At 59.3% G+C, this 19807-nt stretch carries 17 protein-coding genes and 1 pseudogene; 9 read left to right on the plus strand and 9 right to left on the minus strand.

Features of this window, described 5'->3' with window-relative positions:
• Window positions 1-3 precede the first annotated feature (3 nt).
• The 3 genes from GHO42_RS11815 to GHO42_RS11825 are packed head-to-tail and all read left to right on the plus strand — an operon-like array spanning window position 4 to window position 2152.
• Window positions 4-882 (plus strand): DUF692 domain-containing protein, encoded by an 879-nt coding sequence (locus GHO42_RS11815; protein WP_095024424.1) that lies wholly within the window; start codon window positions 4-6, stop codon window positions 880-882.
• Window positions 879-1652 carry a DNA-binding domain-containing protein gene (locus tag GHO42_RS11820; protein WP_153327845.1) on the plus strand — a complete coding sequence of 258 codons (774 nt, stop codon included), beginning with the start codon at window positions 879-881 and terminating at the stop codon, window positions 1650-1652. The genes GHO42_RS11815 and GHO42_RS11820 overlap by 4 nt, the downstream gene beginning before the upstream one ends.
• Window positions 1649-2152 (plus strand): DoxX family protein, encoded by a 504-nt coding sequence (locus GHO42_RS11825; RefSeq protein ID WP_095002988.1) that lies wholly within the window; start codon window positions 1649-1651, stop codon window positions 2150-2152. The genes GHO42_RS11820 and GHO42_RS11825 overlap by 4 nt, the downstream gene beginning before the upstream one ends.
• Here GHO42_RS11825 and GHO42_RS11830 read toward each other — a convergent pair.
• Window positions 2149-3057: a LysR family transcriptional regulator gene (locus tag GHO42_RS11830; protein WP_095002987.1), complete on the minus strand. Its 909-nt coding sequence runs from the start codon at window positions 3055-3057 to the stop codon at window positions 2149-2151. The genes GHO42_RS11825 and GHO42_RS11830 overlap by 4 nt on opposite strands.
• Before the next feature lie 104 nt (window positions 3058-3161).
• On the opposite strand from GHO42_RS11830, the gene GHO42_RS11835 reads away from it, so the two are divergent.
• From GHO42_RS11835 to GHO42_RS11855, 5 genes are all read left to right on the plus strand, one after another.
• Window positions 3162-3761, plus strand: coding sequence for a short chain dehydrogenase (locus tag GHO42_RS11835; protein WP_095002986.1), 600 nt, complete (start codon window positions 3162-3164; stop codon window positions 3759-3761).
• A 60-nt stretch (window positions 3762-3821) separates the two neighbouring features.
• On the plus strand, window positions 3822-4493 hold the full coding sequence (locus tag GHO42_RS11840) for a COG3650 family protein (protein WP_169916891.1): 672 nt from the start codon (window positions 3822-3824) through the stop codon (window positions 4491-4493).
• 90 nt (window positions 4494-4583) lie between these two features.
• Window positions 4584-6194: an NAD(P)/FAD-dependent oxidoreductase gene (locus tag GHO42_RS11845; RefSeq protein ID WP_095002984.1), complete on the plus strand. Its 1611-nt coding sequence runs from the start codon at window positions 4584-4586 to the stop codon at window positions 6192-6194.
• A 358-nt stretch (window positions 6195-6552) separates the two neighbouring features.
• A complete protein-coding gene (nhaA, locus tag GHO42_RS11850; RefSeq protein WP_095002983.1) occupies window positions 6553-7731 on the plus strand; it encodes a Na+/H+ antiporter NhaA in 1179 nt (392 codons plus the stop codon).
• A gap of 74 nt (window positions 7732-7805) precedes the next feature.
• A complete protein-coding gene (locus GHO42_RS11855; RefSeq protein ID WP_178126980.1) occupies window positions 7806-8405 on the plus strand; it encodes a hypothetical protein in 600 nt (199 codons plus the stop codon).
• Between the two features lie 73 nt (window positions 8406-8478).
• Here the strand turns inward: GHO42_RS11855 and GHO42_RS11860 are convergent, their stop codons facing one another.
• From GHO42_RS11860 to dinG, 7 genes are all read right to left on the minus strand, one after another.
• Window positions 8479-8943, minus strand: coding sequence for a glycine zipper 2TM domain-containing protein (locus GHO42_RS11860; protein WP_095002981.1), 465 nt, complete (start codon window positions 8941-8943; stop codon window positions 8479-8481).
• Window positions 8944-9133: 190 nt separating this feature from the next.
• A complete protein-coding gene (gene pdxH / locus GHO42_RS11865) occupies window positions 9134-9781 on the minus strand; it encodes a pyridoxamine 5'-phosphate oxidase (protein WP_095002980.1) in 648 nt (215 codons plus the stop codon).
• Between the two features lie 23 nt (window positions 9782-9804).
• The gene (locus GHO42_RS11870; protein ID WP_095032386.1) at window positions 9805-10923 is read right to left on the minus strand and encodes an OmpA family protein; all 1119 of its coding nucleotides are present in this window, start codon (window positions 10921-10923) and stop codon (window positions 9805-9807) included.
• A gap of 110 nt (window positions 10924-11033) precedes the next feature.
• Entirely contained in the window at window positions 11034-12179 is a 1146-nt protein-coding gene (locus GHO42_RS11875; RefSeq protein ID WP_095002978.1) for a serine hydrolase domain-containing protein, read from the minus strand.
• A 341-nt stretch (window positions 12180-12520) separates the two neighbouring features.
• Window positions 12521-13666 (minus strand): serine hydrolase domain-containing protein, encoded by a 1146-nt coding sequence (locus tag GHO42_RS11880; RefSeq protein WP_095002977.1) that lies wholly within the window; start codon window positions 13664-13666, stop codon window positions 12521-12523.
• A 113-nt stretch (window positions 13667-13779) separates the two neighbouring features.
• Entirely contained in the window at window positions 13780-16131 is a 2352-nt protein-coding gene (locus GHO42_RS11885) for a beta-galactosidase (protein ID WP_153327849.1), read from the minus strand.
• A gap of 95 nt (window positions 16132-16226) precedes the next feature.
• Window positions 16227-18371 (minus strand): ATP-dependent DNA helicase DinG, encoded by a 2145-nt coding sequence (dinG, locus tag GHO42_RS11890; protein ID WP_095002975.1) that lies wholly within the window; start codon window positions 18369-18371, stop codon window positions 16227-16229.
• 98 nt (window positions 18372-18469) lie between these two features.
• Here dinG and GHO42_RS11895 point away from each other — a divergent pair, with 98 nt between their 5' ends.
• Entirely contained in the window at window positions 18470-18934 is a 465-nt protein-coding gene (locus tag GHO42_RS11895; protein ID WP_095027020.1) for a CopD family protein, read from the plus strand.
• Between the two features lie 744 nt (window positions 18935-19678).
• On the opposite strand, the pseudogene GHO42_RS11900 reads toward GHO42_RS11895, so the two are convergent.
• A pseudogene (locus GHO42_RS11900) lies at window positions 19679-19807 on the minus strand (collagen-like protein); the annotation flags it as partial.

The following is a 19807-nucleotide window of genomic DNA, read 5'->3' on the forward strand; positions in this document are numbered from 1 at the left end:
ATAATGCACAGCCCGCTTGCTTCGCTTATCGCGCCTCGTGCGCCCCGGCTCCCGCCTCGTGCGGGGCTGGGGCTCAAGGCCGAGCACTTTGTGGATGTACTTGCGAGCCGCCCAGACATCGGGTTCTTTGAAGTGCATGCCGAGAACTTCATGGTAGCTGGCGGCCCTTTCCACCATTACCTGGGCTTGATCCGCGAACACTACCCGCTGTCAATTCATGGCGTTGGCCTGTCGATTGGCGGCGAAAGCCCGCTCAATACCGAACACTTGCACCGCCTGAGCCTATTGCTCGAGCGTTACCAGCCGCAGATGTTTTCCGAACATCTGGCATGGTCCTGCCACGGGCCATTATTCCTCAATGATCTGCTGCCTTTGCGCTATGACACCGCCACGCTGCACCGGGTATGCGCGCATATGGACCAGGCACAGGATGTGTTGAAGCGCCAGATACTGCTGGAAAACCCCGCTACCTATATCGAGTTCGACGAGGCCCAATTCGACGAAGCCGGTTTTATTCAGGAAGTCATAAGCCGTACCGGCTGTGGCCTTTTGCTGGATGTAAACAATGTGTATGTGTCATGCATCAACCACGCCCGCGATCCTGTTGTCTATCTCGATGCCTTGCCCCTTCAGGCCGTAGGTGAGGTTCATCTGGCGGGTTTTGCTGAAGAAGCAGACAGCCTGGGGCAACGCTTGCTGATCGATAACCACGGCGCACCTGTCGATCAAGCGGTATGGGCGCTGTACCAGCAAGTACTGGACCGAATTGGCCCGATGGCCACCCTGATCGAACGCGACAATCATCTGCCCCCTCTCACCGAACTGCTTCAGGAAGCCCGCTTGGCTGACCGCTACCTGTTCAGCGCACAGGTGCAGCCATGAAACTACAAGAAACATTCAGTGCAGCATTGCTCAATCCACACACGCCCGCCCCCACAGGCATTGCCTGCTACAACGGCGACATTGACCGCCGTTTCGCGGTATATCGCAACAATGTGCAAAGCGGACTGATCAACGCGCTGGCCACCAGCTATCCCGTTGTTGCGCAATTGGTGGGCGAGGCCTTTTTTCAGGCCATGGCGCAGATATTTATTCAAAAATACCCACCCGACAGCCCGGTCATGAGCGCCTATGGCAGCCAGTTCGCCGGTTTTATCAATGCCTTTGCACCCGCCAGAAGCGTGCCCTACCTGGCGGACGTGGCTCGCCTTGAGCGTTTGTGTGTGCAGGCCTTTCACGCCGCAGACGTGTGCGCCGTAAACCCCGGGCTGCTGGCTCAGGCGCTCAACAGCCCCGAGGGGCTGCCCCATTTACACCTGCAACTGCACCCCGGTGTCGCATCGCTGCATTCACCCTACGCCATCGCGTCCTTGTGGGCGGCGCACCAACGCCAGGGACAGATACAGGGACTGGACACGCGCCAACCACAAAGCGTCCTGGTAATACGCAATGAATTGCGCGTGGAGGTATTCACGGTCAGCTCAGGGTGCGCAGTATTTGTGCACTTGCTCAAAGCGGGGAATGCCCTGGGGTTGGCCGCGGCCCATGCCCTGGAAGCCGACCCAGACTTTAACCTGGGCCAGGCCCTGGCACTGTTGATTAGCAATAACACCATCACCGGCTTACAACCCGCCCTCGAGGCCTCGCCATGAATACTCAAACAATAAGCCCCGGCCTGCTACAGCGCTGGATCGGAGGCGCAATCGGGCTGTTGCACTGCATACCCGACACACTGATCGCCTTTGTCGCACGCTTTTCCATTGCGGCGGTGTTCTGGAAATCAGGCCAGACCAAGGTTGAAGGTTTGGCAATCGATCTGGTTGAAGGCACCTTTCAACTCGGTATGCCGCATCTGTCTGACTCTGCGCTGTACTTGTTCAGTACGGAATACAAAGTCCCGCTACTCTCCCCCGAGGTGGCTGCTCACGCTGCCGCCTTCAGCGAGCATGTTTTCCCGGTGCTGATCCTGCTGGGCTTGGCCACCCGGTTCTCGGCGCTGGCACTGCTGGCCATGAGCATGACCATCCAGCTGTTCGTATACCCTGATGCCTACCCGACTCACGGCACCTGGATCGCGGTCTTGTTGTACTTGATGGCCAAGGGCCCGGGTGCGCTGTCGATTGATCATCTGATTGCACAGCGTTTTCGTTAAAGCAGGTCAATGGCCTCACCATTACTCTGGAACCAGCCCACCAGGAAATCCGCCAATACCTGAGTACGCCTGGGCAAACCGCCTTGATAAGGGTGAACCAGATACATGGGGTTGCTGCGCGTTTGATAGTCACGCAACAAGCCGCGCAGGCGCCCATCAGCCAACTCGCAGCCAAGCATGTACGAGGGCAAGCGGGCGATGCCGGCACCGATCACGGCCGCTTTTTTCAGCAGACTGTAGTGATTGCTGGCAAACGACCCCGAGACCCGCACTCGTTGCAGTTCATGCTGGCGGTGGTAGTGCCACTCCTCGCGACCGCTGTAGTGGCTGTTAAGCAGACAGCGGTGCTCGACCAGTTCTTGCGGCGTAACCGGCTCGCCGTATTGCTCAAGATAGGCAGGGCTGGCGCAGGTGATCTCGTGCCAATTAAGCACCTGCTTGGCCACCAGCCGTTCATGGCTGGCAACCTGCGAGCGTATCGCCAGATCAAACCCTTCCCGCACCATATCGCGATAGCTGTTGTTGAGCTCCAGCTCGATCTGCACCTGCGGGTATTCGCGGGAAAACTCCAGCAACAGCGAATCAAAGAAGGTCTCGCCCAGGGATACGGGCACGGTCATGCGTACCGGGCCTGCAACATCATCCTTTAGCCGGGCAAGTGCCTGACGTGCCCGCTCCACTTGCACCACCAGCGCCTGGGCTTGTGGCAGTAGCGCCGCGCCAGCCGCCGTAAGGCTCAAGCGCCGGGTGGTGCGATGCAGCAACACCACCGAAAACTGCGCCTCAAGCTGGCTGATACGCTTGGACAGCTGCCCCTTGCTGCAGCCCAGTTGCTGGGCGGCCAAGGTAAAACTGCCAGCGTCGATCAAGACCGCGAACGCAGCCAGATCATCCATTTCACTCATGGATTGTTTCCATATGAAAACCAAAGGTTGCCTATTAGTGCGCTTATCCCACTTAAAAAGCACCACTAGACTGAGCACTCACGTCATCCACAAAGGCACACAACATGAAAATCCTCTTGATCGGCGCTCACGGCACCATCGGTTCAGCCATTCGCCGCGAGTTGTCACCGCGCCATGAGATCGTAGAAATTGGTCGAAAAAGCGGGGATTATCAGGTCGATATCAGCGACAGTGAATCAATCCGCCAACTCTTCGCGCAAACCGGGCGCTTCGATGCGCTGATCTGTGCCGCCGGTAACGTCACGTTCGCCGCACTGGCTGACATGAGCGAAAGCGACTTCGCCCTCGGTTTGCAGGACAAGTTGATGGGCCAGGTCAATCTGCTGCTGATTGGCCGCGAGTTTGCCAACGATGGGGCCTCGTTCACCTTCACCAGCGGCGTTATCAACCGCGAGCCGATCCGTACCGGCAGTTCGGCGGCGCTGGTCAACGCGGCACTTGACGGTTTTGTAAAAGCAGCCGCCATTGAGTTGCCACGGGGCCTGCGGGTCAACTCGGTGAGCCCTACGGTCCTGGAAGAAGCGATGGACAAATACGCCCCGTACTTTCGCGGCTTCAAGCCTGTATCGGGCGCCGATGTGGCCCTGGCTTACGCCAAAAGCGTGGAAGGCTTGCAAACCGGGCAGACATTCACCGTAGGTTGAATCACTTGTGATGCATCGCGAGGCTGAGTAACGTGGCGACACCCTTCAGGAGTGCCCATGATGCGTTTTGCCCGTTCCTTAGCTTTGTTCGCCTTGCTGCCCGTGTTTGCCGGTTGCCAGATGTTCAGCAGCACACCTGCCGACACCACCGCAGGTCAAACCCGCCTGCAGGGCGAGCTGGTATCGGCCAATGGTCAATTGGTGTTTCAACCCTGCGTCGGCCAACAGCGCTATGTAGTTCGTGACAGCGCCGACACCACGCTGGTGCAGGACGCGACCTACATGCCCAATAAACCGGGCAAGTTGTTCGCCGATATCCGCGGCCGTTTTAGCGCCAGCACAACAGCCGGTACAGACGGTGAAGTCGAGTTGCAGCAACTCTACCGCCTGGAGCGCAGCAACAGCGCCTGCCAGGATCCCAACTTCAAGCAGGTGACCGTGCACGCCAACGGCAATGGCCCGGCCTGGGAAGTGCAAGCCGGGGGCAAGGGCATGGTGCTCAAGCGCGAAGGCCAGCCCGACCTGGCGCTGCCCTACGTTGAAGAACAGGTCGGCGATGGCCGCTTCTCCCTGTCCACCGAGGCCAACAATCAGCGCATCGAGCTGTGGGTGGCCCCACAACGCTGCACCGACAGTGCCAATGGCAGCGTGCAACATCTGAGCGCCGAGCTACGGATCAACGGTCAGGTCCAGCGCGGCTGCGGCTATTTTGGTGGCGCCCGTAACGACTAACCGATAACTGTTGCCGCATATTGCCCCGAAGCAGCTTACAATTAGCGGTTCTGCCAGGGTTTACCTGGCCCCCGATACTGGACACTGTCAATGTTACGAATCACCGAACTCAAGCTGCCGATCGACCATCCCGATGAAGACCTGCGCCCTGCCATCCTGCAGCGCCTGGGCATCGAAAGTGATGACCTGGTCGATTTCACCTTGTTCAAGCGCAGCTACGATGCGCGTAAAAAATCGTCCGAACTGTGCTTCATCTACACCATCGATGTGAGTGTGCGCGATGAAGCGCCGCTGCTGCTCAAGTTCGCCGACGATCGTAACGTCAATCCAGCGCCGGACGTCAGTTACAAGGTCGTGGGCCAGGCTCCCCAGGACTTGACCGAGCGTCCGATTGTGGTCGGCTTCGGCCCCTGCGGTATTTTCGCCGGGCTGCTGCTGGCACAAATGGGTTTCAAGCCGATCATTCTTGAACGTGGTACCGAAGTGCGCCAGCGCACCAAGGACACCTGGGGCCTGTGGCGTAAAAACGTACTCAACCCCGAGTCCAATGTGCAGTTTGGCGAAGGCGGTGCCGGTACGTTCTCGGACGGCAAGCTCTACAGCCAGATCAAGGACCCGAAACACCACGGCCGCAAGGTGCTGCACGAGTTCGTCAAGGCCGGCGCGCCGGACGAGATCCTCTATGTCAGCAAGCCGCATATCGGTACGTTCCGCCTGACCGGTGTGGTCGAAAATATGCGCCAGCAGATCATCGCGCTGGGCGGCGAAGTGCGTTTTCAACAACGCGTGACTGATGTGCTGATCGACAACGGTCAACTGACCGGTGTGATCCTGGCAGATGGCGAGCAACTGAATGCTCGCCACGTGATCATGGCGCTGGGCCATAGCGCCCGGGACACCTTCCGCATGCTCCACGATCGTGGCGTGTATATGGAAGCCAAGCCGTTCTCGGTAGGTTTCCGTATCGAGCACCCGCAGTCGCTGATCGACAGTGCGCGCCTGGGCAAGTATGCCGGCCACCCGAAGCTGGGCGCTGCCGATTACAAACTGGTGCACCACGCCAAAAACGGTCGCTCGGTGTACAGCTTCTGCATGTGCCCGGGTGGCACCGTGGTTGCGGCAACCAGCGAACCGGGCCGTGTTGTGACCAACGGCATGAGCCAGTATTCGCGTAACGAACGCAATGCCAACTCGGGCATCGTGGTCGGCATTACGCCTGAAGACTACCCGGGTGGTCCGTTGGCCGGCATCGAGCTGCAAGAACGCCTCGAATCCCACGCCTATGTGCTGGGCGGCAGCAACTACGAAGCCCCGGCGCAACTGGTGGGTGACTTTATTGCGGGCAAACCGTCCACGGCCCTGGGCAGCGTCGAGCCATCCTATAAGCCGGGTGTGTCTTTGGGTGACTTGGCCCTGGCCCTGCCGGACTTCGCCATTGAAGCCATCCGTGAAGCACTGCCGGCGTTCGAGAAGCAGATCAAGGGCTTCTCAATGCATGACGCCATTCTCACCGGCATCGAAACCCGTACCTCGTCGCCGCTGCGCATGACCCGTGATGCGTCGATGCAGAGCCTTAACGTCAAGGGCTTGTTCCCGGCAGGCGAAGGCGCTGGCTACGCTGGCGGGATTCTGTCTGCAGGTGTCGACGGTATCCGTATTGCCGAAGCTGTAGCGCGCGACATTCTGGGTATCGAAGCCTAGGTTTTGACTCGGTAGGGGCTGCAGCCCTGACATGTAGGAGCGGGCTTGCTCGCGATCCATTCACCACGGTTTGCCAGACAGACCGTAGTGCCTGTATCGCGAGCAAGGCCGCTCCCACACAGCCACCGCCTTCTCCTTCTTCGGGCGGGATCCTTGCTGAAAAACCAGCAAAGCTGGTCTATTTCCTACAGCCTTCACAGGCACAAATCAGACTCAATTTGACACACAACTGCTAGGCTCTTGAGCGGTGTGTGAGCATGCCGTTGCTTATAACAAAAAAGAATATAGTTTTTGTTTTAACCACTAACCCCACAGGTTAGGGTGTCGCACCTTATTACCTAATTGATGGAGAGCGACCTTGCCTCTGCGTAGCACTTTCACTCGGTTCTTTCAGTTGGAAGCTGCCAGCGGTCTGCTGTTGATTGCCGCGGCCGCTCTGGCTCTGATCGTCAATAACTCACCGCTTTCCCATTACTACACGGCCTTCCTGGACGTGCCGGTAGCGGTGCAAATCGGCGCCCTGCAAATTGCCAAACCGTCGCTGCTGTGGATCAACGATGGCCTGATGGCCTTGTTTTTTCTGCTGATCGGCCTTGAGGTCAAACGCGAACTGCTCGAAGGCCAGCTGTCCAAGCCCTCACAGGTGGTGCTGCCCGGCGCGGCGGCAATCGGCGGCATGGTGGTACCGGCGCTGATCTACTGGTTCATCAACAAGGATTACCCGGACGCTCTCGGCGGCTGGGCCATCCCCATGGCCACCGACATCGCCTTCGCCCTCGGCGTGCTGGCCCTGCTCGGCAAGCGTGTACCGGTGTCGCTGAAGCTGTTCCTGATGACCCTGGCGATCATCGATGACCTGGGGGCAATCATCGTGATTGCGGTGTTCTACTCCAGCGAGTTGTCGGGTGTGTCCCTGCTGCTGGCTGCGGCATGCCTGATCGCGCTGATTGCCATGAACCGCATGGGAGTGATCAAGGTCGCACCTTATATGATCGTCGGCCTGATCCTCTGGGTGTGCGTACTCAAAAGCGGTGTGCATGCCACATTGGCAGGTGTAACGCTGGCATTCTGTATTCCGCTGCGCACCAAAAACTCAGAAACTTCACCGCTGATGAGCATCGAGCATGCCCTGCATCCCTGGGTGGCTTACGCGATTCTGCCGTTGTTTGCCTTCGCCAATGCGGGTGTATCACTGGCGGGTGTCAGCCTGCACAGTTTTGTCAGCCATGTGCCTATGGGCATTGCCGCAGGCTTGCTGATTGGCAAAACCCTTGGCGTGTTCGGCCTGACCTGGATCGCCATCAAGACCGGCATGGCCGCGCTGCCGGCAGGCGCCAACTGGGGCCAGGTGTTTGGCGTGGCCATCCTGTGCGGCATCGGCTTCACCATGAGTCTGTTTGTGGGCTCGCTGGCGTTCGTTGCAGGTAGCGATTATGTAGGCATGGACCGTATGGGCATCCTTACCGGCTCGATCCTCGCAGCACTGATCGGCTATGGTGTTACGCTGTTCTTTAGCCGTAAACAGCCGGTGGCGTAACCCTGATGTTGCTCACTGAGGCGGGCTCTCACAGAGACACAGCCCGCCTGAGTGAACAACCAAAAGAGAGAAACGTGGTCGATAAAATGCAGATTGTGCAATACGCCGGCATCACCGTGATGTTCCCGGCAGCGCTGGTGATTGCTGCCTGGTTATGGCTGGGCGCATCCAGAAAAATCGCTTTGCTGTGGTTGGGCGTGCTGGTAACTGCCTACCTGGTGGTGGGCGTCAGCAAGATCCTGTTCAAGGGCTGGGGCGTTGGCCTGCATGACCTGGGCATTGCCGTATTCAGCGGCCACGCCATGAATGCTTGCCTGGTCTTCACCGTATTGCTCAACCTGCTGTGCCAACAGCTTGATCAGCGCTTGCGCTGGCCTGCACTCGGGGTCGGGTTGCTGGCGACCTGGTGGTTCGCCATCAATTACGTCGCCCTCACCATCCACCCTTTGCCGGAAGCCATCGCCGGAGCGCTGATAGGCTCTGTCGCCGCCTGCGTATTTGTGTTCAGCCTCAGGCAGTACAACGTCAGTCACGTCCCTCGACCTGCCCTGACACTGGGGCTGGCGGTGGTGATGGCCTTCAGCTGTATCCCCAAGTACACGGCAGAACGCTTGCTGGACCATATCGCCATAACGCTGTCTGGGGCCGAGCAGGCATTCAAGCACTCGTCCTGAGCTGCTTTACAGCCATAAAAAACCCCGGCCAGTTCGCACTGGCCGGGGTTTTGTTTTTACGCTGTCGCCTGTTTTACTGGGTAACGCGGCTGGTACCGTCAACGGTCATGATGCGCACGCGCTCACCGGTACGGAATACCTGGTTAGGCTCAACCTGCTGAACGTAAGCACGGGTGCTGCCGTCGTCTTCACGCACGGTGATTTCCACACCCTGGGTCTTGGTCAGGCCCGACTCGGCTGCCGAGCCCAGCAAACCACCGGCCACGGCGCCGATCACTGCGGTGACGATGCTGCCACGACCGCCACCGATGGCGCTGCCGCCTACACCACCCACGATAGCGCCAGTCGCAGCGCCGATCGGGGTCTTGGTGCCTTCAATTTGCACAGGACGCAGGGCAACGATGGTGCCCATACGAACGGTCTGTACACGTCGGGCTTCGTCGCGCGAGTAGGTGTCGCCGGTCAAGCTCGATGTGCAGCCGCCCAACAAAACAGTCATGGTAGAGAATGCTGCAACCAACAGAACGGACTTACGCATGGGATCAACTCCAAAATAACAGGGATTCATTAAACTCCGCAGCCGGTAACCTGTCACGGCACAGGGCGGATAAAAGGGCTTTATTCAGCGTCTGTACAGTAACAATAGCGCTGTTTGCCCACACAAGACTTCGCAAAGAGTAGCGCGAAATAGCCGGTTTGCATTGCGCGCCTTGCTGTAGAGGGTGCCTTCAGGGTGCCAGGCGCTCACGCACCCAGTCTGCCCCCTCACGCCGATAGTTGAGGCGATCGTGCAGGCGACTCGGGCGCCCCTGCCAGAACTCGATGCGCTCGGGCAGCAAGCGATAACCGCCCCAGTGCTCGGGGCAATGGGGCTGGCTGTCACTGAAGCGCGCCTCGGTGGCTTTGAGCAGCTCGACCAGTTCATCGCGATCAGCAATCACCTGGCTTTGCGGCGAGGCCCAGGCCCCGATCCGGCTGCCCAGGGGGCGAACCTGATAGTAGGCATCGGACTCTTGCGCAGTGACCTTGACCACCTGACCCTCGATGCGTACCTGACGCTCAAGGGTTGGCCAGAAAAAGGTCATGGCCGCGAACGGGCGCTCGGCCAACTGCTGGCCCTTGGCACTGGTGTAGTTGGTGAAAAAGGTAAAACCCTGTTCATCCAGACCCTTGAGCAACAACACCCGACAATGCGGCCGCCCGCGGGCGTCCACCGTGGCCAGGGTCATGGCATTGGCCTCGACCGGTGGCTGCTCGGTTTTCACCGCATCGCCGAACCACTGATGAAACAGCGCGAAAGGCTCGGCCGGGGCCTGAGCCTCGGCCAGCCCGTCACGGGTGTAGTCACGTCGCATATCCGCCAGTGCTTGAGTCATGCCCCCATCCTTCCTTGAATCAGTCAGTTCTTGGCCTGATCGTTGGCGGCAACTTTCTTGTCCGCAACAGCTTTGGCTTTAGCGACAACCGGCTTTTTGGCTGGCGCTGGCTTGGCCGCTTTTTTGGCCGGTGCAGACTTCTTGGCTACGACGCCTTTCTTGGCCGGTGCTGCATTCTTTTTGGCCACAGAAGGAGCAACAGCTGGCTGCACCGCAACCAGCTCGGCCGGGGTGAGGACTGGCTGGCTGTATTTGCTGACCAGGGCAACCATGGTGGCTTGCGGGGTCATCAGGATTTCAACCCGACGGTTCAGGGCGCGTCCTTCGTTGCTGTCGTTGGCTGCGCGAGGCATCACCGAACCCATGCCACGCAAGGTCAGGCGGTTACCTTGCAAACCGCTCATACGGAAGATCGCTGCCACCGATTTGGCACGGTCCAGGCTCAGACGGGTATTGGCCGCCATTGCGCCCGAAGAGTCGGCATGCCCCAGCACCAGCACGGCGGTTTTTGGGTCGCCTTCAACCACTTTGGCCACTCGGGTAAACGGGCCAAGCATGGACGGCATCAGCAAGTCCGGGCGGGTGGCCTTGAACGAACTGTCAGCTGAAGCCACGATAATCAGCAGATTCTCGCGACGCTCCAGTTGCAGGTTGGTGTCCTTGATTGCAGTACGCAGACGAGGCTCATATTCGTCCAGCCAGGCCTGGGTAATTTTCGGATCCGGCATCGGGATCACGCCAACCGGCGAAGTTTTGGCGTCTTTGGCATCGCTATCAAACGGCCACCACCAGTTTTTCGAAGAGGCTGCTGCAGAGGCAGGCGCGGCGGTGACGGCTACTTTTTTGTCCTTTTCAACCGGGGTGTCTTTTTTCGCCGAGTCAGAGCCAAAAGGCCACCAGCTGGAACCGCTGTCTTTGGCTGCGACCGCTGGGGCGGTGGCAGTTTTGGTTACCGGTGGCGTTGTTTTGCTGTCTGCTGGCTTGGCCGCAACAGTTGCAGTTTTATCCGCAGGAGTCGACGCCTGGTCGGACGAGCCCAACTGCCACCATTTGTGGCCACCTTCGGCGTCATTCTGTGGAGTTTGTGCGCAACCGGTAATAGCCAGGCAAAGAGCCAGAGCGAGGGTCTTATTAGATGACATTGAATATCCACACAATGAATTAAGAATTAAAGAGGCACTAAGCCCACTATAAAAAACGTATTGAAAACAGAAAAGCTACCGAGTTCCGACCTGTGGCCTACAAATCCTGCTTACAGGCACTCAGCCAGTACTCTAACCAGTTTTTGCGCCCTGGGATCCATCAATATATTGGGCCCTAGGGTATTGGTCACAAATCCAAAGGCCACCTCGCGATCCGGGTCGGCAAAGCCGGTCGATCCCCCAGCCCCGGGATGACCGAAAGCTTTTGGCCCAAGGCCAAACGTCGCGTTGGGTACGGTTGGCTGATCCAGCATGCACCCCAGCCCAAAACGGGTTTGCGTGCGCAAGGTTTTATCCTCGCCGACGCTGTGCTCGCGGGTCAGTTGCTCCAGCATTTCGGCTTCAAGCAGGCTGCCGTCCAGCAAACCGCTATAAAAACCGGCCAGGCTACGGGCATTACCATGCCCATTGGCCGCTGGCTGCTCCATTCGGCGCCATTCGGGTTTGTTGGTACTTGTCATAATAGACGGTGGATTGGTGAATGCCCGCGTACTCATGGATGAAGGCTCATTCATCATGGCCTTCAACAGGCGCTGCGCAGCCGCATCCCCCATATTGCCCTTGCTGCGGGCAACATGAGCCACCCGGTAAAACTCTTCGTCACCCAGCCCGACATGAAAGTCCAGCCCCAACGGCCTGGCCGTCCGCGCCATGATTGACTGGCCCGCACTGCGGCCATCGGCGCGGCGAATCAGCTCGCCCACCAGCCAGCCATAGGTGATCGCGGCATAGCCGTGCCCTTCGCCCGGCGTCCACCAGGGGGTTTCGGCGGCCAGTGCATCGACCATGGTTTGCCATTCATACAGCGCCTCGGCCGGCATCAATTCGCGCAAGGCCGGCAAACCCGCGCGATGGCTCAGGAGCTGACGCAACGTGATGGACTCTTTGCCGGCAGCAGCGAACTCGGGCCAATAGCGGGCCACTGGCACATCCAGCTCCAGCTTGCCCTCTTCGACCAGTTGCAACGCCGTGACAGCGGTAAAAGGTTTAGTGCACGAAAACAGATTGGCAATGGTGTCTGTGTGCCACGGCTGCTCGCCGTCCTTGTCAGCGGTACCGGCCCACAGGTCGAGAACGGTTTCGCCACCGATCTGGATGCACAACGCCGCGCCGCGCTCTTGCGGATCATTGAAAAGATCGGCAAACGCCTCGCGTACTGCTTCGAAGTTAAGGTCGTGAAAACCCTGAATCTGCACCCGGACCTCCTGGATCAAGCATGGCTCTACAAGGCGTGCATTGTTCCAGCACCAGTAAGATTTTGAAACAGAGCAAAGCGCTCTGAGCACACAATTTTTGTGCGCTGTTGAGTCGGCGGGCAAAGTATCAGCAAGGGCGTGTTTTTTTTGTGAAAAAAGGCAAAACACCCATGGCAAAAATCTCGTCGCAGCTGACTCGCGGAGCGAGGCTGCGTCCGGCGGCGCAGCCGTCGTAAAACCTGACTTGCGGGTATAACTGACATACCGCAGGGTCTGATTTCGCGACGGCTTTGCCGCCGAACGCAGCCTCGTTCCTTCGGCAGCTGCTACTTAGGGTGTGTCTACAGCGCGGCGTAGACCAAAGGCGCAAGCTTCTGCACCCGCGGGTCCATCAGCACATGGCTGCCCATGGTGGTGGTGACAAAGCCGAAGCTCACCTCCCGCTCAGGGTCGGCAAAGGAGATTGGCCCGCCCAGCCCCACATGCCCGAATGCCTTTGGCCCCATCCGATGGGAGGCTCCCGGGTCCGCCGGCTGCTCCATCATGCAACCCAGGCCATAACGCATGGGCCGCAGCAGCGTGCGGTCCATATCGTTACTGTGCTCGCGGGTGAACTCTGCGAGCAGCTCAGGCCCCACCAGGCGCCCGCCCAGCAGCGCACTGTAAAACCCGGCCAGGCCATGGGCGGTACCGTGGGCATTTACGCCGGGATGGCGATAGGCCCACCAGCGCGGGTCAGCCGTTTGCCGTGATCCCATGGCGGGATTGGTAAATGCAAGGGTCGCGACATGCTCAGGCTCACTGACCATCACGGCACGCAAGTCCTGGGCGTAGTTATCACCCGTTCGCCCTTCAGCGCGCTCGAAAAAGGCAATGCGGTGAAAGTGCTCGGCATCAACGCCCATATGGACTTCAAGGTCGTTGGGCTCGCAGATTCGCTCGTGGATAAAGGTACAGGGGTCGCGACCATCGGCCCGTCGAACCAGCTCGCCAAGGATCCAGCCATAGGTGGTGGCGCCATAACCGACACTGGTTCCCGGTTCCCACCACAAGGGTTCTGCCGCGACGACTTCGGCCATTGCATCCCAGTCGTACATAATGGGCGTGCGGCTGGGCAAACGCAGCGCCGGGATACCTGAGGTATGGCACAACACCTGGCGCAAGGTGATGCGCTCCTTGCCGCCCTGGGAAAACTCCGGCCAATAGTGGGCAACCGTCTGATCCAGCTCGAGCTTGCCCTCTTCCACCAGCATCAGTGCCGCGATGGCGGTGAAGGGTTTGATACAACAATAGGTGTTGACCAATGTGTCGTGGTTCCAGGGCTGCTCGCCCTCCAGATCCGCCACACCCGCCCATAAGTCGACAACGGTTTCGCCGCCCACCTGCACACAAACACCGGCTCCTCGCTCCTGAGGATCATCGAAGATCGCCTCAAAGGCTTCCTGAACGGCTTCGAACCCACTTGCACACTTCCCTTTCGCTTCCATTTCGAAGTCTCCATTCAGTTGGAATGCAAGACCTTAGTTTTAAAGTGGGAATTGAAAAGGAAGAAACCCCTACTGGGCGACGAAATACATCGCCGCCCATCGGGCAGGAAAAATCAGTGCCCCTTGCCCGAGTGCCCACCTGCATGCCCCGCGCCAGAGCGTCCGCCGCTGCCATCATCGGTTGCATGCACAGGCGCCTTGACGGCTTTTTCGGCTTCGGCCTGGGCCTTGGCGGCCTCCTGGCCCAACTGGCCAAGGGCCTGCAGGTTGGCCTTGCGCACGCTGTCGACAAAACCGGTAAACGGCAAATCGGTGATACCGATCATGCCAAAGTGGCCGTTTTCGCCGTCGAGCAACCGGCCTGTGACCGGCTGGTCCAGGTACTGGAACCAGTGCACGCCAACAATCGACGGTTCTGCCACCGCCTGTTTGAGGAACTTGCTGTAAGCCGGGCCACGGGCTTCTTCGTTGGCCACTTCAGTGACGCCGCCCCAGAACGGGCCACGGTCACGGGAGCCGAAGTTGAACTCGGTGATCATTACCGGCTTGTCCAGTTCGCGCAGTTTGCCGAAGTCATAGCCGTCTTGCGGTTGCAGGGTGTAGAAGTTGAAGCTCAGTACATCGCAGTATTTGGCACAGGACGCCACGGCCTCTGGCGTACTGACGGCAAACCGTCCGCCGAGCAGCAAGTGGTTTGGAGCATGCCATTTGAGCGAGTCGGAAATGGTCTTGAAGTAGGTGTCAGCAAAGACTTTCTGGAAATACTGATAATCCGCCTCGATTTGCGGGTGCTCGGCGTTGGGCAAAGGCCCTTCAAAACCCGGGTCCTCCATCAGCTCCCAGGCCGGAATTTCAATACCCCAGGCCTTGGAAAGGCCCTGCTGGTTGCGGTATTTGTCACGCAGCTGCTTGAGGAAGGCCCGCTTGGCGGGTACATCCGTGGTCATGCGCAAAGTGCCCAGGGCCAATGCATAACGGGATTTCGGGTCATTACCCGGACCAGCCCAGGCCAGTTCGTTGTCGGCAAAGTAACCGATCAACCAGGGATCATCGCGATGATCGCGAGCGGCAATGGCCACGGCGCGCTCGGTGGCCATGGCAAAGCGCGGGTCAAACGGGTCGGGCATGCCGCCCCACCAGTCGGTGCCGGTACTGATGCTGGTGTAGTCCCCCACAATCGACAGCGGCAGGGTGTAGGGCACGCGATCGTTGAGGCCCAGTTCGGGGTCGCTCCAGTTGCCGATGGTGTTGAAGCCCCAGGCTTGCAGGCGATCCAGGGTGCGGGCCTGCCAACGCTTGGCATCAAAGGCTGGAGGTGCACAAGGGCTCACCGGTGCGCTATCCGGTTCAGTTTTAGCCGTTACGCAGGGTTCACCGTAGATGCGCTGCAGGTTGGCGGCATAAAAGTTGTACCAGCGCCCGGCGTCAAAGCCCCTACCCTGGGTCGAGGCGTTGCCGCTGTTGTTGTTCGCCTTGCCGTAAAAACTGGCCAGAGGAGTGCCATCTTGGGGCAAATCGGTAAACATCCACTCACGGCCGGCAACATAGGTCTGGCTGTCGTTGGCCGTTACGGCATTGAGGCCCAGCGAGTAAAACGGGTGACCTTCAGGGGTGATCAGGTTCCAGCGGCCATTGCGCTTTTCTGTGCGGAAAAACCCGGTTGCCTCAAACCCCGCGCCCTTCAGCCAGCCGCCGTACTTGTCCTGGTCGGCACGCCCGGCCAGCCAGCCTTTGAGTTGCTGCTGTTCTTTTGCGGCGGCGGCCTTGAGCTGTTCGTCATTGGCAACACGCTCCGGCCATTTGGCGCGGGTCGACTGGCCGTAGCCGTCGACGATCGCGCCGTACACGGCCTTGATTACGCCTGTGCCGTCCTGCACGCCGAAGCGCTCCAGAAGAATGCTCTGCGCGACGTTCGGTTGCGCAATCGACAGACTTACCGACACCACCTGGCTCAGATCGATTTCACCCTGGCTACTGGCCAGCAGAATGCGCTGGCCATCCAGCGTCATCGGCATCGGTGGGCCGGCGCGCATGCCCTGGCTGTGGGGAGAATTGGCTTTTAGCGGCAACAACAGGGTTTGCGCCGGGCCGGCAGGCAGGTCGACACGGCTGGTCAGGGTTTTGCCGTTGCTGCTTTGCACGGTCACGTCCAGCGTAAGTGCCCAGTTCATGGCGTTCTGGATGCGCAGGGTCATCATCCCCGACTGCGACCAGTCCCATACCCCGGTTTGCGGAGTCAAACGCAGGCTGGGCGCGACGGCCGGGTTGAAGGTGACGCGGCGCAGCACTTCGCCTTCGGCTGTTTGCTCCGCATTGTATTGCGGCAAGATCGCATCCGTAGTCGCCACTTGCACCACATCGGCAGGGCGAACGAAATTGAACAGGGTTTGTTGGCCAGCAGGCGCCGCCAACAGCGGAGTCGTGACCAGCAACGCAAAAACAGCAGACAGCGAACGGCGAATCATATGGATCTGGTTCTCCCAAACGGCCGAAAATCGGCCTGTGAGGTGGTGAAAGTCAAAGCATAGACAGCAAAGTCGACGATAACGCCGACCTGCGCTCAAGAAATTTCGCGCCTGAACGGCGGCAGTGCATTCAGAATCGCCTTGCCATAGCGCTGGGTGACCAGGCGCCGGTCCAGCAAGGTGATGGTGCCGCGATCCTGTTCGGTACGCAGCAAACGCCCGCAAGCCTGAACCAGCTTGAGCGAGGCATCAGGCACGGATATCTCCATGAAGGGGTTGCCACCCCGGGCCTCGATCCACTCGGCCAGGGCCGCTTCGACCGGATCATCGGGTACCGAAAACGGTATTTTGGCGATCACCACGTGCTCGCAGTAGGCACCAGGCAAATCCACGCCTTCGGCAAAACTGGCCAGGCCAAACAACACACTGGAGTCCCCGCCATCGACCCGCGCCTTGTGCTTGTTGAGGGTTTCCTGTTTGGACAGGTTACCCTGGATAAACACTTGCTTGCGCCAGTCGCGCTCCAGGCCGTCGAATACGTCCTGCATCTGCTTGCGTGATGAAAACAGCACCAGCGTGCCCCGCGAGCCTTCGACCAGCGCGGGCAAGTCACGAATGATCGCCGCCGTATGAGCCGTAGCGTCACGGGGGTCGGCTTTGAGGTCAGGCACTCGCAACACACCGGCATCAGCATGATGGAAAGGGCTGGGCACCACCGCCGTCACGGCTGTTTTGGGCAGGCCGGCACGCATGCGGAAACGGTCGAAGGTGCCCAGTGCTGTCAGGGTGGCGGAGGTCACGAGTACCCCATAGGCCACGTTCCACAGGTTGCGACGCAGCATCTCGGCGGCCAGGATGGGGCTGGCGTTGACCTCGATATCAAACAGCGAACCGCTTTCCGCCAGGGTCAGCCAGCGCGCCATGGGCGGGTTGTCTTCAGGGTCTTCGACAGTAAAGGCGGTCCACAGCTCCCAGTTGCCCTGGGCCCGGGACAGCAGGCTGCCAAACAGCGGGTACCATTCCTCGGCCTGGTTGCTGGTGATGCCGATATTGACCTCGCCATCCATACCGTCCTTGAGAATCTCGGTCAGACGAGTGAACAGGTCGGTCAGACGCGAGAATCCTTTTTTCAACTCGATGCCCATTTCACGCATGTGATCGGGAATCAGGCCGCCAATAAAGCGATGGCGCGGACGCTCGCGACCCTCGGGCTCTTCGCCGACTTTAAAGTCGGCGATCTGCTCGCAGGCAGTGAACATGAACTGTTGCTGGGCCTTGATTTCTTTGGCCAGCTCCGGCACTTGCTCCAGCAAACGCCCCAGGTCGCCGGGCAACGGGTGTTGGGCCAACAGTTTGGTAAGGTTCTTGGCGGTTTGCTCCAGCCAGTCGGCGGTGGAGCGCAAACGGGTGTAGTGGGCAAAATGGCCAATGGCCTTGTCCGGCAGGTGATGGCCTTCGTCAAACACATAGACCGTGTCACGGGGATCAGGCAATACCGCGCCACCCCCCAACGCGAGGTCGGCGAGCACCATGTCGTGGTTGGTGACGATCACGTCCACCTTGCTCATGCCTTCCCGGGCCTTGTAGAAAGCGCACTGGCCGAAGTTGGGGCAATGACGATTGGTGCACTGGCTGTGATCGGTGGTCAGGCGCGCCCAGTCCTGGTCTTCAAGGGCCTGGGGCCAGCTGTCGCGGTCGCCGTCCCACTTATTGCCGGCCAGCTTTTCGATCATGCTGGTGAACAGCTTCTGGCTGGCCTCATCGACTTCGATCTTGAAGCCTTCTTCCTCGAACAGCTGCGCCGTCGCGGTTTGCGCGTGGCCCTCTTGCAGCAGCATGTCGAGCTTGGACAGGCACATATAGCGGCCACGGCCCTTGGCCAGGGCAAAGCTGAAGTTCAGCCCGCTGTTGCGCATCAGGTCCGGGAGGTCCTTGTAGACGATCTGCTCCTGCAGGGCGACCGTTGCCGTGGCAACCACCAGGCGCTTGCCCGCGGCCTTGGCCACAGGAATGGCAGCCAGGCAGTAAGCCACGGTTTTGCCGGTACCGGTGCCCGCTTCTACGGCGACCACAGCCGGGTCGCCACTGCGGTGGTTTTCTTCGTCGGTGTCGATATCGCCCAGCACCTTGGCCACTTCAGCGATCATCAGACGCTGACCGTAACGCGGCTTGAGGCTCTTGGATTCGAGAAAACGCGAGTAAGCGCCCTGGATCTGAGTTTTGAGTTCGGTACTAATCATGGTTCTTCGGGCGCAAGAAACGCTGGATAAATTTTCAGTGGTTCGAATGACCGCTATCATACCCCGCTAATTCATCCCGCGCCGAACGGAGTACCCCAATGACCGCCTTTGCCCTCGCCTACAGCCTGCATGTACTGGCCGCCCTGATCTGGGTGGGCGGCATGTTTTTCGCCTGGATGATCCTGCGCCCGGCGGCTGTCACGGCCCTTGAAGGCCCGGTACGGTTAAAGCTGTGGGTAGAAGTGTTCCAACGTTTTTTTGTATGGGTGTGGATCGCAGTGGTGATTTTGCCGATAAGCGGTGTAGGTCTTCTGCAAATGCGCTTCAACGGTTTTGAAACGGCGCCGCGCTATGTGCAGATCATGATGGGCTTGTACATCGTGATGGTGGCGTTGTTTATCCGCATTCAATCGCTGCAGTTGCCTGAGTTGCGCAAGGCCGTCGAAGCCCAGGCTTGGGCTGACGGGGCAGCGGCAATTGGGAAAATTCGCCGGTTGGTGGGGTGCAATCTGATTGTGGGGCTGGTGTTGGTGGCAATTGCGGCGGCTCGGCCGACTTTTTAAAAGCCGGATGGGTGTAGCTGCCGAAGGAACGAGGCGGCGTCCGGCGGCGCAGCAGTCGTAAAACCATTTAATTACGGGGTATCAGAGGGTTCGTGTTTGCAGTGTTTGCGACGACGACAGCAAGGCATTTGGCCTTTAATATCAGGCGTTTCGTACGACGTTTCGCTTTCGTTTCCGTGAAACTTCCTAGAAAATCCCGTTCGCTTGCGCCGCTTAAAATCGGGGAATAGTCTCGGCCCATCGCTGCAAAGCTGGCCAAGGGTTATGTCGACAAGTTGCTGGACACGCTGGTAACGCACTGAAGCAGCACGCGCCTGATTGGCGACAGGCACGTCGTTTATTTATACGTAGCTGTGCCGCAAATCAACTGATCCACCGGTTACATATCCGGCATTTGCGTCTAACTGAAATATTGGTTTCGCTCTTACAGCGAGTCACTTTGCAAAAGCGGCAAAGTAACCAAAGCGCTTGCGCCCCATCGTACGGCCTTCGCTGCGCTCAGGTTCACTCGCTCCGGTCCTGTTCCGTGGGCACGCCGCCACGGGCCATCCATGGCCCATCGCGACTCTCCCGGCATCCATGCCGATCGACCCACTCCACAGAACCTCCACTCGCCCTCCCGGGAGGGCAGGCAGATCAAAAGCACAGCGCCCCCGAGGCGGCCGACCGGCCGGCCTGTTTGGAGTGAATGTGTTGCGCAATCTGCGCTTAGCGCCTCAGCGGATATTGCGTGCCGTGCACAGGTTACAACCGCTGGATAGTCACAGCACCTGCCGTACCCGCTTCCCCCGGCTGCCCGGCCAGGCCCGGCTTGCCGGACTTGCCGCCATCGGTGCGATACACCACACAGCCCTTGGCTTTGCCGCCTGCGCC

Origin of the sequence: Pseudomonas sp. FSL R10-0056 (genome assembly GCF_009600105.1) — a bacterium.
In the GTDB taxonomy this organism is placed as follows: domain Bacteria; phylum Pseudomonadota; class Gammaproteobacteria; order Pseudomonadales; family Pseudomonadaceae; genus Aquipseudomonas; species Aquipseudomonas bubulae.

What these genes read in the sequence shown, in the direction of transcription:
- GHO42_RS11815 (WP_095024424.1), top strand. Translation starts at nt 4, where the DNA reads ATGCACAGCCCGCTTGCTTCGCTTATCGCGCCTCGTGCGCCCCGGCTC.
- GHO42_RS11820 (WP_153327845.1), top strand. Translation starts at nt 879, where the DNA reads ATGAAACTACAAGAAACATTCAGTGCAGCATTGCTCAATCCACACACG.
- GHO42_RS11825 (WP_095002988.1), top strand. Translation starts at nt 1,649, where the DNA reads ATGAATACTCAAACAATAAGCCCCGGCCTGCTACAGCGCTGGATCGGA.
- GHO42_RS11830 (WP_095002987.1), bottom strand. Translation starts at nt 3,057, where the DNA reads ATGAGTGAAATGGATGATCTGGCTGCGTTCGCGGTCTTGATCGACGCT.
- GHO42_RS11835 (WP_095002986.1), top strand. Translation starts at nt 3,162, where the DNA reads ATGAAAATCCTCTTGATCGGCGCTCACGGCACCATCGGTTCAGCCATT.
- GHO42_RS11840 (WP_169916891.1), top strand. Translation starts at nt 3,822, where the DNA reads ATGCGTTTTGCCCGTTCCTTAGCTTTGTTCGCCTTGCTGCCCGTGTTT.
- GHO42_RS11845 (WP_095002984.1), top strand. Translation starts at nt 4,584, where the DNA reads ATGTTACGAATCACCGAACTCAAGCTGCCGATCGACCATCCCGATGAA.
- GHO42_RS11860 (WP_095002981.1), bottom strand. Translation starts at nt 8,943, where the DNA reads ATGCGTAAGTCCGTTCTGTTGGTTGCAGCATTCTCTACCATGACTGTT.
- pdxH (WP_095002980.1), bottom strand. Translation starts at nt 9,781, where the DNA reads ATGACTCAAGCACTGGCGGATATGCGACGTGACTACACCCGTGACGGG.
- GHO42_RS11870 (WP_095032386.1), bottom strand. Translation starts at nt 10,923, where the DNA reads ATGTCATCTAATAAGACCCTCGCTCTGGCTCTTTGCCTGGCTATTACC.
- GHO42_RS11880 (WP_095002977.1), bottom strand. Translation starts at nt 13,666, where the DNA reads ATGGAAGCGAAAGGGAAGTGTGCAAGTGGGTTCGAAGCCGTTCAGGAA.
- GHO42_RS11885 (WP_153327849.1), bottom strand. Translation starts at nt 16,131, where the DNA reads ATGATTCGCCGTTCGCTGTCTGCTGTTTTTGCGTTGCTGGTCACGACT.
- dinG (WP_095002975.1), bottom strand. Translation starts at nt 18,371, where the DNA reads ATGATTAGTACCGAACTCAAAACTCAGATCCAGGGCGCTTACTCGCGT.
- GHO42_RS11895 (WP_095027020.1), top strand. Translation starts at nt 18,470, where the DNA reads ATGACCGCCTTTGCCCTCGCCTACAGCCTGCATGTACTGGCCGCCCTG.